The 16403-nt window shown below is 28.0% G+C and carries 14 protein-coding genes and 1 pseudogene; 7 read left to right on the forward strand and 8 right to left on the reverse strand.

What is annotated here, in order from left to right; genetic code table 4:
- Window positions 1–251: 251 nt before the first annotated feature.
- Window positions 252–3050 (reverse strand): ankyrin repeat domain-containing protein, encoded by a 2799-nt coding sequence (locus tag AACK97_RS06125; protein WP_338967383.1) that lies wholly within the window; start codon window positions 3048–3050, stop codon window positions 252–254.
- Here AACK97_RS06125 and AACK97_RS06130 point away from each other — a divergent pair.
- Window positions 2937–3881, forward strand: a pseudogene (locus AACK97_RS06130) (IS30 family transposase). The gene AACK97_RS06125 and the pseudogene AACK97_RS06130 sit on opposite strands and share 114 nt — an antisense overlap.
- Here AACK97_RS06130 and AACK97_RS06135 read toward each other — a convergent pair.
- The 6 genes from AACK97_RS06135 to AACK97_RS06160 form a co-directional block, all read right to left on the reverse strand.
- A complete protein-coding gene (locus tag AACK97_RS06135; RefSeq protein ID WP_338967387.1) occupies window positions 3873–4202 on the reverse strand; it encodes a hypothetical protein in 330 nt (109 codons plus the stop codon). The pseudogene AACK97_RS06130 and the gene AACK97_RS06135 overlap by 9 nt on opposite strands.
- On the reverse strand, window positions 4186–4545 hold the full coding sequence (locus AACK97_RS06140) for a hypothetical protein (protein ID WP_338967389.1): 360 nt from the start codon (window positions 4543–4545) through the stop codon (window positions 4186–4188). Before AACK97_RS06140 ends, AACK97_RS06135 begins: the two co-directional genes overlap by 17 nt.
- Window positions 4546–4797: 252 nt before the next feature.
- Complete coding sequence (locus AACK97_RS06145) at window positions 4798–4920, reverse strand: hypothetical protein (RefSeq protein WP_338967391.1); 123 nt, start codon at window positions 4918–4920, stop codon at window positions 4798–4800.
- Window positions 4921–4957: 37 nt separating this feature from the next.
- Window positions 4958–5947 (reverse strand): rolling circle replication-associated protein, encoded by a 990-nt coding sequence (locus tag AACK97_RS06150; RefSeq protein WP_338967394.1) that lies wholly within the window; start codon window positions 5945–5947, stop codon window positions 4958–4960.
- Between the two features lie 42 nt (window positions 5948–5989).
- The gene (locus AACK97_RS06155; protein ID WP_338967397.1) at window positions 5990–6421 is read right to left on the reverse strand and encodes a hypothetical protein; all 432 of its coding nucleotides are present in this window, start codon (window positions 6419–6421) and stop codon (window positions 5990–5992) included.
- Window positions 6422–6432: 11 nt separating this feature from the next.
- Window positions 6433–8112 carry a major capsid protein gene (locus tag AACK97_RS06160; RefSeq protein WP_338967400.1) on the reverse strand — a complete coding sequence of 560 codons (1680 nt, stop codon included), beginning with the start codon at window positions 8110–8112 and terminating at the stop codon, window positions 6433–6435.
- A 211-nt stretch (window positions 8113–8323) separates the two neighbouring features.
- Between AACK97_RS06160 and AACK97_RS06165 the strand changes: the two genes are divergently transcribed.
- From AACK97_RS06165 to gatB, 5 genes are all read left to right on the forward strand, one after another.
- Window positions 8324–9268, forward strand: coding sequence for an IS30 family transposase (locus tag AACK97_RS06165; RefSeq protein ID WP_338967402.1), 945 nt, complete (start codon window positions 8324–8326; stop codon window positions 9266–9268).
- A 145-nt stretch (window positions 9269–9413) separates the two neighbouring features.
- Window positions 9414–11447, forward strand: a complete 2034-nt coding sequence (gene ligA, locus AACK97_RS06170) for an NAD-dependent DNA ligase LigA (RefSeq protein ID WP_338967405.1) — start codon at window positions 9414–9416, stop codon at window positions 11445–11447.
- 6 nt (window positions 11448–11453) lie between these two features.
- Window positions 11454–11747, forward strand: a complete 294-nt coding sequence (locus AACK97_RS06175) for an Asp-tRNA(Asn)/Glu-tRNA(Gln) amidotransferase subunit GatC (RefSeq protein ID WP_338967408.1) — start codon at window positions 11454–11456, stop codon at window positions 11745–11747.
- Complete coding sequence (locus AACK97_RS06180) at window positions 11747–13213, forward strand: amidase family protein (protein ID WP_338967410.1); 1467 nt, start codon at window positions 11747–11749, stop codon at window positions 13211–13213. The genes AACK97_RS06175 and AACK97_RS06180 overlap by 1 nt, the downstream gene beginning before the upstream one ends.
- The gene (gene gatB, locus AACK97_RS06185; RefSeq protein WP_422397247.1) at window positions 13214–14656 is read left to right on the forward strand and encodes an Asp-tRNA(Asn)/Glu-tRNA(Gln) amidotransferase subunit GatB; all 1443 of its coding nucleotides are present in this window, start codon (window positions 13214–13216) and stop codon (window positions 14654–14656) included.
- Window positions 14657–14693: 37 nt separating this feature from the next.
- Here the strand turns inward: gatB and AACK97_RS06190 are convergent, their stop codons facing one another.
- Window positions 14694–15368, reverse strand: a complete 675-nt coding sequence (locus AACK97_RS06190; protein WP_338969008.1) for a TrkA family potassium uptake protein — start codon at window positions 15366–15368, stop codon at window positions 14694–14696.
- Window positions 15369–15445: 77 nt separating this feature from the next.
- Here AACK97_RS06190 and AACK97_RS06195 point away from each other — a divergent pair, with 77 nt between their 5' ends.
- Window positions 15446–16390, forward strand: a complete 945-nt coding sequence (locus AACK97_RS06195) for an IS30 family transposase (protein ID WP_338966714.1) — start codon at window positions 15446–15448, stop codon at window positions 16388–16390.
- The last annotated feature ends 13 nt before the right edge of the window (window positions 16391–16403 follow it).

The following is a 16403-nucleotide window of genomic DNA, read 5'->3' on the forward strand; positions in this document are numbered from 1 at the left end:
CTGTTAAAATCGCTACCCCAAAATGTAGCTTTATATGACGATACTGCTCTTAAACAATTTTTTCATTTTTTCTATTTTGACAAAATAAAAAAGCAGTATTTAAGTTTAAATACTGCTTTAGTAAAAATATTTTTAATCTTAATTTAAATTAGATAATTAACAAATATATTAAAATTAAAATTTGAAGTCAGGTTATTTCTGCATAACACATATAAGAAATATTTTAATTTTTTAATTAATAATGTTAAATTTTATTCTACTCCTAGTCAATCGCCTTCAGTGTTGGTTATAATGACAAAACCATCATTTTCATTATCTAATATTTCAAAATAACCATTTATTTGTTCGAAATGAAGTACTATTACTTTTACAAAAGTGTTGAAATCTTCATTTGTGACAATTCCGCCTCAACCAGAATGGTCATTTATAACAAATTTATTTTTAATAATTTTTATAATGTTTGCTGGTGAATTTTTATTTTGTTTGATTTCATTTCATGTGTTTTTGTTAATTTTAATTTTTAATTTATCATGGGCTAGAAATTTATATCATTTTTCAATGTTATCATAAACATTATGATGAATTGAAGTTGGCAACGCAATATCAGATGTTGCGTGATGATGAAAAGCAAAATATATTCATGTTCCTGCAATTGCTAATCCTCCAATTACTAAGGATAGACCTAGAGTTTCCGGAACCAGAGCGGCAGCGGTACCAGTTTCTCCAGCTATAACTCCACCTTCAACTGCTGCTGTTTCGGCCATAGTAATTGTTTCTGCAGCGGCTAAGCTTTCTGTTGTGTTTGTTGATAAGAGCGGAGTCATTTCCATTGCTTCTGCATTTGTGACACTAGTAGCGGCGGTACCAGTGACAGTCATTTTTGTTCCATAAGCTGTTAATGCGCCCCCACTTAAAGCTGCTAATCCAGTATTTGTTAATTTTTCTTTAAAAGCTTTTTTATCGTTTTCCGGTAATGTTTGATAATAACGATTAATTTCATTTAATTTTTTTAATTTTTCTTCTTTTGAAAGCGTGTTGTATTTATTTATTGCCTTGGTAGCTATTATTTGTGCGTTGATAATATTTTTGTTTATTGATTTATTTACTACCGGGACATTTTGCTTGATTTTATTATTGTTTTTAATTAAGTTAATTTCTAAATTTTCATCATTTTTTAAACTTTTTTCTTCTGTTTTTTTATCTACAAAATGATATTCATCTTTTTGTAATAGGGTTGTTGTTGGTTCTGGTGCATTGATAATATTACCTTGATTAGCATCATCATCCTCATTATTGTTAGATAAAATAGTATGGTGTTGCGCGTGATCATCAACCGGTAATTTAATTGACTTTGTATCTGATTTTGGGGTTGTTGGTGGTAAATTATCTGGTCTTTTTGTTGTATCAACTACCGGGATATTTCCCTGATTGTCATTAATAGCAATAGGGTGGTTTGTTCGATTTTCTTCTGGTGTTAAAGCAAAATTATAATGATTGTGAATACCAGAGCCTTTTGTAAGTTCAACATAATATATCGCTATGTTATTATTATTTGAATTTTGATTAATTGGTTGATAAAAACCATTATTATTTACGCTAATATTAGCATTTAAAATATTACTCATTGCTATTATTTCTGGTGTCCCACCTCACGTTGAAGGTTGTCGCATTATTTCTAAGTAATTAGTATCAATATCATTATTATCTTGAATAAGACTTCTAAATGTTAATTCGCCATTGCGATTTGGAATTGTGTCTAAATTTGATTGTATATAATCAACAACGCGATTACGAAAGAAATTTATAACTAGATTATTTGCTGTTTGATCTTGATATCATAATTGATTTAGAATTCTATTATTTTCTAAATCATATTGTTGTAGTAATTTGTGGATATGTAATAAATATTTTAAATTTTCTTCACCAAATAATTGGATAAATCGATTTCTAAATTCTTCATTATTATTTCTCACTGGCAATAAGTAAGATGTTGATACCGACCAAAACAAACAACTATTATCCGCTGGAACATCATACAGATTATTTTGATTTATTACTCTAGTATTTTTGTTTTGTGTTTCGCTAGTTCCGACCTGGCCACCCACCATTCTGCCATCGCCACGTTGTTGTTGTGAACTTCCGGAACCATTTACATTTATATTGCTGCCAGCACCTTGGTTAGTTGTATCGCTATTGCCATTTGACCCGGCACTATCATTATTACCGGGGGCGTCTTGTACAGCATTTAGAGTACTTGATTTTTTAGCAAGTTTAAATGTCGCTTTGGCTGTGCCGGGTCAAACATTTGGAGCAGGTGAAATAATATCTGCCGAATTATCTGTTATATTTTGAACATATAATTGTCCAGGTAAAATACCTAGATTTTTAATTTCTTCATTTTTTTCAATAAAGGCATTTAAAATTGTTTCGGGACTATTATCTGATATTTCTCCTAACTCAGTTTGGGTAATAAAAGTTGATAATCAAGGAACAAATACTTTAAAACTAATTGTATTTGTTCCTAATAATTTTTTTAATTTATCTTTGATTTGTTCTTGCACAGTATCATCTTGTGTTTTCCTGTCTAATCGGTCTTTTCATTTTTTAAATTCTTTTAAAAGATTTTTCACTTCTGTATAACCTTTGCGTGCTGCATAATGTAAAGCAGTATTACCATTATTGTCTGTTATATTAACATCAGCACCATGAGCAAGTAATATTTTCACAAACTGAATTTGATTCTTCTGTGTTGCAAAATGTAAAGGTGTTCAATTGTTAACCTTTTTATTTGATTCATTAATATTAATTTTGTCTTTACTATTTTTATTTGTGATTAATTTAATAAACCTGAAATGTAAAATTATTTTAAAAAGGACACTTATATAAAAAACAAATTGTGTTAATTCTATAATTAAGAAAAGAAAGGAATTAGCACAATGTATAAGTATCTGACTATTGAATCAATAATAGCAATAAAAGAATATAAAAGTTATGGATTTTCTATTCGTAAAATAGCAAAAGCAATTGATTATAGTAAATCAACTGTACACAGAGTTTGTAAATTATTAAATCAAAACTTATTACCATTAGAAATATTGAATCAAGTTCAAAAAAATAAACAAAATGCAGGTAGAAAATTAATAATTTTAACTTTAACAGAAATTAATACTATCAATCATTTGTTAATTACTAAAAATTATGCTCTTGATATAATTGCTGATTTTTTAAAGAAAAATAAAATAAAAAATATTTCAACAAAAACTTTATATAACATGTTTAAAACAAATCGAATGGGTTTTGATGAAAAAAATTTATTGAGAAAAAGCAAAAATAAACCTCATAAACAAAAAGAAACTAAGGGCAGAATTAATAATTGTAAATCTATTCATGAAAGAAATTTAATCATTCCAAATATTAAAAATATACAAGAATTTGGCCATTTAGAGGGAGATAATATCGTTGGTAAAGATCATAAAAGTTCTATTATTACTTTAGCTGATATATGATCAAAAACCATAATTCCTTTGAAAACTAAAAATCATAAAGCAGAAAGTATTACACAAAGTATAATAAAATTTATTTCAAAATTAATACCAGGAACAATTAAAACTATTACTTTTGATCGTGGTAAAGAATTTAGTAAATGAAAATTAATTGAAAAAAATTGTAATGTTAAAATTTATTTTGCAGATGCCGGAAAACCTTGTTAAAGAGGTTTAAACGAGAACAATAATGGTATTTTAAGAAGATATTTACCAAAATCTACTGATTTATCTTCATATAAACAAAAAGACTTAAATTCTATAGCATTTCAAATTAATTCTACACCCAGAAAATCATTATCTTATAAAAGACCAATAGATTTAATACAATTATTTTAAAAAACTGTCCCATTTATATTTACAATTCAGGAGATTTAAAGTTTCTATCGCCGAGTTTGGCAACTGCGATAAATCAACATACGAACCGGCTCTAAAATTCAAATTTACAATTTCGCCAGTTCCGTATTTATCAATCATTTCATTTAAAGTCGTACCAACTCCAGCTTCTTGGATTTCATTATACATATTTGCTTCTTTACTAACTCGTAAAGAAACTTTACCAGTATCTTTACTAATAACTCTTTCATAAATTTTATATTCAGCTTTACCACTTTCAGAAGGAATACTGACATTTTCAAATTCTTTATAAATTTTTCTCATCTTTATTAACATCTTTCTTAAAATTTTTAACTTTTTTATGATATTTTTTATTCCAAGCATTAACTCAAGATGAATAACCATGTTCATCTAAATAATCTTTTAATATATCTAAATCTTTATGAATATTTTTAGTTTTAAGATATATTGATCTAATTGTTTCGATAATTAAAACAATAATGCCAGTACCAATTAACATCGCTGAAATAATCACATAAGCCGGTCAATTAATATTTAAATGAGTAGGTCCAATAAAACAAATAATAATCCCAGCTATAAAAAATAATGATGAAATTCCAAAGACTTTTAAAAACATAATAATGTCTTTAATACTAATTTTTGACATAAAAAATTCCTTTCTCTTGTTTTGAGAAAGGAACAGATGGTACAATATACCAGGGAAGGAATTACTACTATTAATTCCTTTCTCATATGTTAATTATACAAAAAAGAAATTATTTTTCAATAATTTCTTTTTTTTAGAAATTTCTTTATTTATTTCATTTACTTTTTTAAAAGTCTTAACCACAAATACAACGATAGTTATAAATAAACCAGTATTTAACATTCAAAATGTTAAATATAAACCCTGAGCCATTTAGAATCTTATTCCACCACGAGATGTAGAACGAAATAAATTAGCTGCACGAACAGTTTTAGCTGTAGTGCTCAAATAACGACGATGTGCTTTAGTATTTTTAACTTTTTTACGAAATGCCATTTTAAATTACCTCCTTATGTGTAATAATATATTAAAGCTATTTGTTATTTTTAACAATACGCTTTAAATTCTTAACTCTTTCGTGAAGAATATGTTGCTGATTACCTAATAAGCCAACATAACCTATACCGGATTCCTGAACAGAAGTAGTTAAATGAAATTTCGCATTAACAATGCGATTTTTTTTTATCATTTCTAAATGCTTAGCATTCTGTTTTTCATAAAGTCGGTCAAAATAACGCGGTGGTTGAAGTTTTAATAATCCTTTTTCCGTATTCAAATTAATAACATCATATTGATAAATATCTTTAAAGTTATCTTCAAAATAGTTTTTGCCAATACCTTTACTCATATACAACTTTTCGGGTTCAATACCTAACTCTTTATAAGCTAATTTATTAGCTTTTTTTAAAGTATAGCGAGCAACATAACCAGCACTCTGATAAGTAACCCGACCAATCTTATGCATTCCCTTTCCTCAAATCTTGTCAACAACTTTACTAATATAATAAGGATGACCTAGTTTTGAGACCTCTCCGGTCAACTCTAAGTCATTTAATGGCAGACCAAAGAAACAGATGTGATAATGGGGTCTCTGTGTGCGAGAGCCATATTCTGAACTTGCTAAGTACTTAATATTTCTAATATTCTGACGAGTAAAAAATTGGCGTAAATTTTCAGTAAATCTCCTTAAATCAGAATACCGACAAGTATATCTGCCTTCATTATTAGTAGGAATAAACTCATCAGCATAAGTCAAAGTAATAAACCAATTATCATTAGAACTTTTACACTCTAACGCTGAACGCACTGCTCATTCCTTAGAATTATCTAATTTACATCCGATACACTTACGACAAGGAACAGCATTGTTATTTTCATAATAGCGGTTCATATCTTTTGTAAGTTTTTCAATAGAATTAAATCTTTTAAATTTTGCTTTTTCACCTTTTTTCAAGTTATAAACTTGAATTGGTTTTAAACATCCCATAAATTCTCCTAAAAATTTTTTGCTGCAACGAGGCATATCTCTCTTGAAATATAATATGCCCCGTTGCAGTCAAGAAATTTATTTTATAAATTTCGCCGACGAAACAATCAAATTTTTCAAATTATTTCGATATAAATCAGTACGCATATTAGTTCCTTTTGCACTTGCTAAATCACCGATTAAACGAGCACTTGAACTAATAATATTAGAAGCAATACCAGTAATAGCTCCAGCTGCTTGCCCGCCGGCTCCACTAGAACCGGCGGGAACAGCTCCAGCTGCACTAGTAAAAGCAGCAAGGGGATTAACCCCTGCTTTTTTCATATCAGTAATTCCGCGTTGTCATTGGGTATTGGCCATTCGCTCTTGAAAATCACGATTTATCTGATTTTGAACACGAGCACTACTTGGACCAATACCAAAAAAATCACTTAAATCTTGTCTAATACTTTGATTATAACTAGATTGTGGATTTTCATTAGTAAGATGTATATCTTTAAAATCATTCATATATAAACTTTCTAAATTCTATCAATACCGGGAATACTAAATACCGGCATTGGTCGTTCATGTTTAACTTCGAAATAAAAATCAGCTTGAAATTGTGGCATATCATTAGTTGATTTAACAGCAAGTGTGCGATCAATATTAGCCTTATCTTCTCGCAATCATTCAGCAGACAATTTCGGTAAAGCAGAATAATTATCACCATAGTGATAATAATCTAAACCTTTATCAACACTACGCATCATTCCAGTAATTTTATTAAATTTAGTACGATAAGAAGCTCAAGCTTCATTATAACCAAAAATTTCATCATCAACAGTGGTATCACCACCACTAAAATAAATCTCTTTATTTTTAATTGGTTGTTCACCAATATTAGCAAATATTGGGTCATAAAAATCATTACGAGTACTACGAGTTCATAATTGTTCTAATCCCTGTTGATATGAATGTTCATATCGAACAGCAGCAACCAAAATTAAATAACCATGTTCTAAAAAAGTTTTATTAATTAAACTTTCACTTAAAAAACTTTCACCAAAAGCAGATAAATTCGCTTGAGCACTATCAGAAACAGTACTTGAAGTTTGCGGAACAGTATTAACATTTAAGGGTTTTCGATAACCACCTAAATATTCAGCACGCTGTTGTGTTGCATCAAGCGAATTAACACCAAAATGAGAACGCAAATATTCAACATAACGTGTACCGCTACGAGCATCTTTTTCTAACATATGCTGATATGTTATTGCTTGTCGTAAATCATTAATAGAAATACCTGTTGCTTGCGATAAATCAGTATATAAATTATTAGGATAAACAGGTTTTTTTGTTACAGGGTCAAGAGTATCTGTAATAAGATTAGCAGTTGTAGAAGAAGAACCTTCACCAAATGATTGACTAACTGCAACTATATTACCTGTACCATCTGCTGAACTAGTAAATTTTTTACCATCACTTCTAGAAAATGTTAATGGAGAATGTTCACCTGTAATAACTTCATCTAATTTCGTATAAACAGGAGCAATACCACCAATATTTAAATTAATAGCATTACCTTTTTGTGGCTTCGGCAAAGCACTAGTAAAATAATCATGATATTTATTAACTATAAAAGGTTTACCACCTAATTCTAAATCTTTAATTCAATTAGTACCATTAGAACCAGTAGCAGTAGAATTAGTTTTATTAATATGAGCTACTGATTGTAAATTTTGGTCACGAAATCAATCATTGACAATTTGGGTATAAGCCCGAAAAGGCAAAGCATTAACTTTTAAACCTTTTTTATTAACAGGTAAACCCATATAATCAGCAATAGTACCAATCTTTCAACCATCAGTAGTAGGAGAACTAACAGTTGGCACTAAAACTTCGTTAACAACAGCTCAAGGGTCTTTATTCTCACCAAAGAATTTTTTAAAATCATCTCAAATAATCCGATTTGGAACAAAAAAACCATAAATATCAATATTGGCAACATCCATAATCGGTTTTAACATCGTAGTTTGCCGAATAAGAGCTTTAATATTAAGCTTAACATTATCACCAGGTAAAATCTCATCTAAATAAATCGGAACTAAATCACCAGCATTAAAAGCAGTAATAAGTTTACTATTTCTAACAAACATTGAATGTTGTGGCGAACTATTTAAAGTATTTCCAAAATTATAAACTAGTTTATTTTTCTTCATTTTCTTCTATTCCTTTTATATTTAAATCATCTTTAACATGTTCTTGTTTTTTCTTTAAAGAATCATCACTTAAACTTCTTAAATAATCATTAATAACATCTAAATTATCAATATTTTTTAAAAGACCTGAAATGTAAAATTAAAAAGGACACTTATAATAAAAAACAAATTGTGTTAATTCTATAATTAAGAAAAGAAAGGAATTAGCACAATGTATAAGTATCTGACTATTGAATCAATAATAGCAATAAAAGAATATAAAAGTTATGGATTTTCTATTCGTAAAATAGCAAAAGCAATTGATTATAGTAAATCAACTGTACACAGAGTTTGTAAATTATTAAATCAAAACTTATTACCATTAGAAATATTGAATCAAGTTCAAAAAAATAAACAAAATGCAGGTAGAAAATTAATAATTTTAACTTTAACAGAAATTAATACTATCAATCATTTGTTAATTACTAAAAATTATGCTCTTGATATAATTGCTGATTTTTTAAAGAAAAATAAAATAAAAAATATTTCAACAAAAACTTTATATAACATGTTTAAAACAAATCGAATGGGTTTTGATGAAAAAAATTTATTGAGAAAAGGCAAAAATAAACCTCATAAACAAAAAGAAACTAGGGGCAGAATTAATAATTGTAAATCTATTCATGAAAGAAATTTAATCATTCCAAATATTAAAAATATACAAGAATTTGGCCATTTAGAGGGAGATACTATCGTTGGTAAAGATCATAAAAGTTCTATTATTACTTTAGCTGATATATGATCAAAAACCATAATTCCTTTGAAAACTAAAAATCATAAAGCAGAAAGTATTACACAAAGTATAATAAAATTTATTTCAAAATTAATACCAGGAACAATTAAAACTATTACTTTTGATCGTGGTAAAGAATTTAGTAAATGAAAATTAATTGAAAAAAATTGTAATGTTAAAATTTATTTTGCAGATGCCGGCAAACCTTGTCAAAGAGGTTTAAATGAGAACAATAATGGTATTTTAAGAAGATATTTACCAAAATCTACTGATTTATCTTCATATAAACAAAAAGACTTAAATTCTATAGCATTTCAAATTAATTCTACACCCAGAAAATCATTATCTTATAAAAGACCAATAGATTTAATACAATTATTTTAAAAAACTGTCCCATTTATATTTACAATTCAGGTATGTTAAAAAGTCAATCAATAAATAATTGATTGACTTTTTATTTATTACTAGTTAGAGTTTAATTTATTAAATTATGAAGTAATTAGTCATAATTAATATATGTTATAATTTAATGGTAAAATATTATGGGGTGGCTCGAATGAATGAAAAATTAGCAAAAAAGGAAATTTTGCGGTTAAGAAAATTAATTGAGCAGTGAAATAATGAGTATTATTTAGAAAATAAACCATCAGTTAGTGATGAATACTATGATGCGAAGATGAGGAGTTTACAACAATTAGAAAATGATTTTCCGCAGTTTTTAAGCAAAAATTCACCAACACAATCTGTTAGTGGCAAAGTAGCTTATGGTTTTAATAAAGTTCAGCATAATTATCCAATGTTAAGTTTAAATAATGCTTTTACCGAAGAAGATTTAATTAGTTTTGATAATCAGATAAAATCTTTAACTGGTCAAGAAAGTATTGAATATCTTTGTGAATTAAAAATTGATGGTTTGTCGGTTTCGTTGCAGTATGATAATGGTTTTTTAATATCAGCAGCCACTAGAGGTGATGGTATTACTGGTGAAAATGTTACTGATAATGTTAAAACAATTGCTAATATCCCACAAAAAATTAAATTAGTAAATAAGTTGTTAGTGCGGGGTGAAGTATTTTTAGCTAAAAGTGATTTTAATGATTTAAATGAATTGCGTTATAAAGAAAAAATGCCAGTATTTGCTAATCCGCGTAATGCTGCTGCAGGTAGTTTACGCCAATTAGATGCAAACATTACGGCAAGTCGTAATTTAAAAGTTTTTTTATATTATTATGTTAATGGTCAAGAAAATGGGATGAAAACCCAAGAGGAAGTTTTAGTGACATTAAAAAAATTAGGTTTTCCAATTAATAATGAATATCGTTTATGCAATAGTATTAATGAAGTATGAGAATATATAAAAGAATATGACCTTAAAAGAAAACAATTAGATTATGATACTGATGGTATTGTAATTAAAATTAATGATTTATCATTATATAATATTATTGGACAAACAAGTAAAAGTCCTAAATGAGCAATAGCATACAAATATGCTGGTATTGTGGTAACGACTAAATTACTAGATATCTTTGCATCAATTGGAAGAACGGGTAAAGTAACATATAATGCTAAACTTGAACCAGTAAATTTACAAGGAACAGTTGTTAAGGCAGCGACATTGCATAATGCTGATTATATTATTAATCGTGATATTCGGATTGGTGATGTTGTATTAATTAAAAAAGCTGGTGATATTATTCCTGAAGTTATTAATCCCGTTTTAAAGTTAAGAAAAGAAGGAAATGAACCTTGAAAATTAATTGAATATTGTCCAAATTGTAATAGTAAATTAGAAAATGCTGTTTTAGAAGTTGATCAGTATTGTATTAATATTAATTGTTCGCAAAGAATTGTTCGGTCATTAATACATTATTGTTCAAGAAGAGCAATGGATATTAGTGGTGTTAGTGAGAAAATAATTATTCGGTTGTATCAATTAGGTTGATTAAAAAAAGTTAGTGATTTATATTTATTGGAAAATCGAAAACAAGATATTATTGCTTTAGATAATTTTGGTGAAAAATCATTTAATAATATGATTAAGGCAATTAATCGTTCAAAAATGAAGTCGTTGCAACATTTGTTATTTGGTTTAGGGATTCGTCATATTGGTGAGAAAACTGCTTTACAGTTAGCAAAACATTATGAAGATATTGATAATTTACTTAAAGCTAAAAGTGAGCAGTTAGAAATGATTTATGATATTGGTGCGGTCATTATTGAAAGTTTGATTGATTGATTTTCACATCAAGAAAATTTACAATTAATTAATGATTTAAAAATTTATGGTGTTAATATGAAATATTTTCCCATAGCAAATGATAATGAAAATAATCCCTTTTTTCATAAAACGGTTGTGATTACGGGCACATTCGCAAAACCAAGAAGTTATTATGTTGAAGAATTACAAGGATTAAATGCTAATATTACTAATACAGTTAGTAAAAATACTGACTATTTATTAGTTGGTAGTAATGCTGGCAGTAAATTAGAAAGTGCTAAAAAATTTAATGTTAAAATTTTAACAATAGCAGAGTATGAGCAATTAAAAGAAGGAGTGTAAGTAGTAGTGGAAAATATTACTTCGGAATTATTACGAGAAATTACTAATAATTTAATGCTAGAGTTGGAAGAAGAAGAGTATAAGTTATTAGCAGAAGAGTTTTATATTGTTTTAGAACAAATGAAGTTAGTACAGACAATTGATGTAGAAGGGCATGAACCAATGCATTATCCATTTTTAAATTCGCAACATTTATTACGCGAAGATGATAATGTAATGATTAATGAACAATCTCTTGTTTTGCAAAATGCGTGAGAAGTAAAAGATGATTATATTGTTATTAATAGGGTGGTTGAATAATGATGAAAATGACAATTGAATTATTGCATCAACAATTATTACAGAAGAAAACATCACCAATTAAAATTGTTCGTGATGCGATTGCTAAGGCAAAAAAATATGAATATTATAATGGTGTTGTTAAATTATTAGAAGAAGAAGCGATGGTCATTGCTAAGCATTTGGAATCAATGCCAATTCCTGAAGATAATTATTTATTTGCTATACCTTATGCGGTTAAAGATAATTTAGCAACTAAGAACATTGTAACTAGTGGGGGAACAAAAATTTTGGAAAATTTTGTGCCGACATTTGATAGTAAAGTAGTTAAAGATATTAATGATTATCAAGCTGTTAATATTGCTAAAGCAACACTTGATGAATTAGGAATGGGTGGTACTGGTTTGGATAGTTTTACGGGTTTTGTTTATAATCCGTGAAATAAAAATCATATTACAGGGGGGAGTTCATCAGGAAGTGCGGCGTTGGTTGCTTTGGGTGTTGTTCCGTTTGCCTTGGCAAGTGATACGGGTGATTCAATTAGAAAACCAGCATCGTATACAGGGATTGTTGGTATTAAACCAACTTATGGGCTTATTTCTCGCTATGGGTTATTTCCCTATGCACCGTCTTTAGATACTGTTGGTGTACTTGCTAATACTGTTCGTGATTGTGCAATTGTTATGGATGCGACAGTTAAGTTTGATGCGAATGATTTGACTAGTCAGCAAGCAAAGGAAAAAGATTATTTGCAAAATCTTAGTCTTGATATTAAAAAATATCGTTTGGCGACTATTAAATCGGTTAATGATGGTTTGCGACCGTTAACGGGAGTTTTGTGGTCTTCGGTAATTAGTAAATTAAAAGAGCAAGGTTTACTTATTGAAGATATTGATTTTCCCCTTGATTTATTAAAGGCATTATTACCAGTTTATATGGTTATTTCGTTTGCGGAAGCTACTAGTTCGCAAAGTAATTTAACAGCAATTAATTTTGGGAAACGAATTAGTAAAGATGATGATTCTTATCAAAATATTATGATTAAAAGTCGTAGTGTATTGGGAAAGACAGTTAAAAGAAGATATGTTATTGGGGCATATGCTTTGGCACAAGCAAATCAACAGGAATTATTTTTGCAAGCAAAAAAGGTGCGACGAAAAATTGTTGATCATTTTGAAAAAATTTTTACTGATTATGATGGACTGTTATTGCCAGCAGCTGGTGGTGATGCTCCGACAATTGAGAAAACTATTAATCATAAATTAGAGTTAAGTGATGTTAATAACTTAACAAATGATGCGTTGTTATTAGCTAATTTTTCGGGTGCGCCTTCAATCACAATTCCTATTGGTTTAGTAAATGAATTGCCATTTGGAATGACAATTAATTGTTTACCATTTGCTGATCAAAAGGCGTTAAATATTGCTTATGGAATTGAAAAAATTATTAACTTTGAAAATTCTTGTCATCATCGAAAGGAAAAATAAATAATGAAATTACAACCTGTTATTGGAATTGAAATTCATATTGAGTTAAAAACAAAAACAAAGATGTTTTCTAATAGTCCGGTGACATTTGCTAGTATTCCTAATAGTCAAGTAAATGAAATTGATTTGGGTTATCCGGGAAGTTTACCTTCTATTAATAAACAAGCAGTAGTATTAGCTATTAGAGCGTGTCAAGCGTTAAATATGAAGATTAATCCAGTATTATCATTTGATCGTAAGAATTATTTTTATCCGGATTTGCCTAAAGGATATCAAATAACCCAACAAAATAATCCGATTGGTAGTAATGGTAAATTAACGATTGCTACTAACAATATGCAACAAGATATTTTGGTTACGCGGTTGCATTTAGAAGAAGATATCGCTAAACAAATTCATTTAGATAATATTACTTTGTTAGATTATAATCGGGCGGGAATTGGTTTAATTGAGATTGTTAGTGAACCTGTTATTTATGATGTTGAGACGGCAATTAATTATATTGAAACATTGCGTAAGACATTATTACATTTAGGGGTTAGTAATGCTAAAATGAGTGAAGGTTCATTTCGTTGTGATATTAATATTTCTTTACGACCGATAGAAAGTAAGGATTTTTTTAAACGCGTGGAAGTTAAAAATTTAAATTCTTTAAATAATGTTAAAAGAGCGATTGAATTTGAAATTAAACGACAAACTAATTTAATTAATCAAGGAACACCTTTAAAGAGTAATGAAACACGCAGATTTGATGAAAAAACAAAAACAACAATTTTAATGCGTTCTAAAGAATCAACGGTTGATTATAAGTATTTTCCCGAACCAAATATAGTTCCGATTAGTTTAGAACAGCATTGAATTGAAGAGATTATTAATACTAGTCCAGAATCGTATCCCCAAAAACAAATTCGTTATGTAGAAACATATGGTTTGCATATTAATGAAGTTAATGTTTTGTTACAAGATATTGAATTAACTAATTTTTTTGAAAAGACAATTGAACATATTAAATATTATCGTTTGGTGTTAAATATGCTTATTGGTGATATTAGTGCTTATTTGAAACAAAAAGATGCTTCTTTATTAGATACTCAGTTAACACCGATTAATTTGGCCCAGATAGTTGATATTTTACAACGAAAGGAAATATCGCAAAGACAAGCCAAGACATTATTATTACATTTGCTAGAAAATAATGCGAGTGTTGAGCAGAGTATTAAGCAACTTAACTTACAACAAATAAATGATGAAAAGATAATTAGGAGTTTAATTAAACCGTTTATTTTGGAAAACTTACAAATATTGAAAGATTATCCTTCTCGTCCTGAGAGAGTGTTAAAGTTTTATATGGGACACTTAATGAAAGTTACTAAGGGACAAGTTAATCCTGAAATAGGACAAAAGATTATTGAAGAAATAATTTCTGAAAATATTAGTAAATAATTAAGTTTACAAAAAAACAGCACATTGTGCTGTTTTTTTAAATATCTTCGGTTTCTTTTGCTCCCGTAATGTATTCGTGAATTTCTTGGATGTATTTGTTTTTAGCAATGAATAGAACTTCGTCGCCGTAGCTAAGAATGGTATCGGCATCGGGCAAGATAATTTTTTTGTTGTGTTTAATGTGAATAATGTTAACTCTTTTGTTGTTAATTAGTTTGATTTCTTCAAGGGGTTTTCCTAAGATAATTTTATTTGTGGCTTCAACTAAACTAATGCTAAATTCACCATCAACATCTTTAATGTCAACTTCTAGACCTCATAGGGCTTTTAGGGCAGTTTGTCTTCCTGAGGAAATATCGGGTTTGACAATTTGATTAATCCCAATTGCTCGTAAAATCTTTTCATGAGGATTATTAATAGCTTTAGCAATGATATTGCTGGTTTCTAATTCTTTTAGGTTAACAGCTACTAGAACTGATGATTGAATATTGCTACCGATAGCAATAATAATGTCATTAATATTTTTAATTCCAATACTTTCTAATGCTTCTAAGTCAGTGGCATCTAATTCGTAGCCGTTAATGTTAGCAAAATTTCCCGTAATTTTTCTGATTTTACTATTATCTTGATCAATAACAATGACATTGTGGTTCATTGATGCTAATGTTTCTGCAACTGCTGTGCCGAAATTACCTAAACCAATTCCTGAAATGTAAAATTAAAAAGGACACTTATATAAAAAACAAATTGTGTTAATTCTATAATTAAGAAAAAAAAGGAATTAGCACAATGTATAAGTATTTGACTATTGAATCAATAATAGCAATAAAAGAATATAAAAGTTATGGATTTTCTATTCGTAAAATAGCAAAAGCAATTGATTATAGTAAATCAACTGTACACAGAGTTTGTAAATTATTAAATCAAAACTTATTACCATTAGAAATATTGAATCAAGTTCAAAAAAATAAACAAAATGCAGGTAGAAAATTAATAATTTTAACTTTAACAGAAATTAATACTATCAATCATTTGTTAATTACTAAAAATTATGCTCTTGATATAATTGCTGATTTTTTAAAGAAAAATAAAATAAAAAATATTTCAACAAAAACTTTATATAACATGTTTAAAACAAATCGAATGGGTTTTGATGAAAAAAATTTATTGAGAAAAGGCAAAAATAAACCTCATAAACAAAAAGAAACTAGGGGCAGAATTAATAATTGTAAATCTATTCATGAAAGAAATTTAATCATTCCAAATATTAAAAATATACAAGAATTTGGCCATTTAGAGGGAGATACTATCGTTGGTAAAGATCATAAAAGTTCTATTATTACTTTAGCTGATATATGATCAAAAACCACAATTCCTTTGAAAACTAAAAATCATAAAGCAGAAAGTATTACACAAAGTATAATAAAATTTATTTCAAAATTAATACCAGGAACAATTAAAACTATTACTTTTGATCGTGGTAAAGAATTTAGTAAATGAAAATTAATTGAAAAAAATTGTAATGTTAAAATTTATTTTGCAGATGCCGGCAAACCTTGTCAAAGAGGTTTAAATGAGAACAATAATGGTATTTTAAGAAGATATTTACCAAAATCTACTGATTTATCTTCATATAAACAAAAAGACTTAAATTCTATAGCATTTCAAATTAATTCTACACCCAGAAAATCATTATCTTATAAAAGACCAATAGATTTAATACAATTATTTTAAAAAACTGTCCCAT

The organism is Spiroplasma endosymbiont of Lonchoptera lutea (assembly GCF_964019715.1).
GTDB lineage: Bacteria > Bacillota_I > Bacilli_A > Mycoplasmatales > Nriv7 > Nriv7.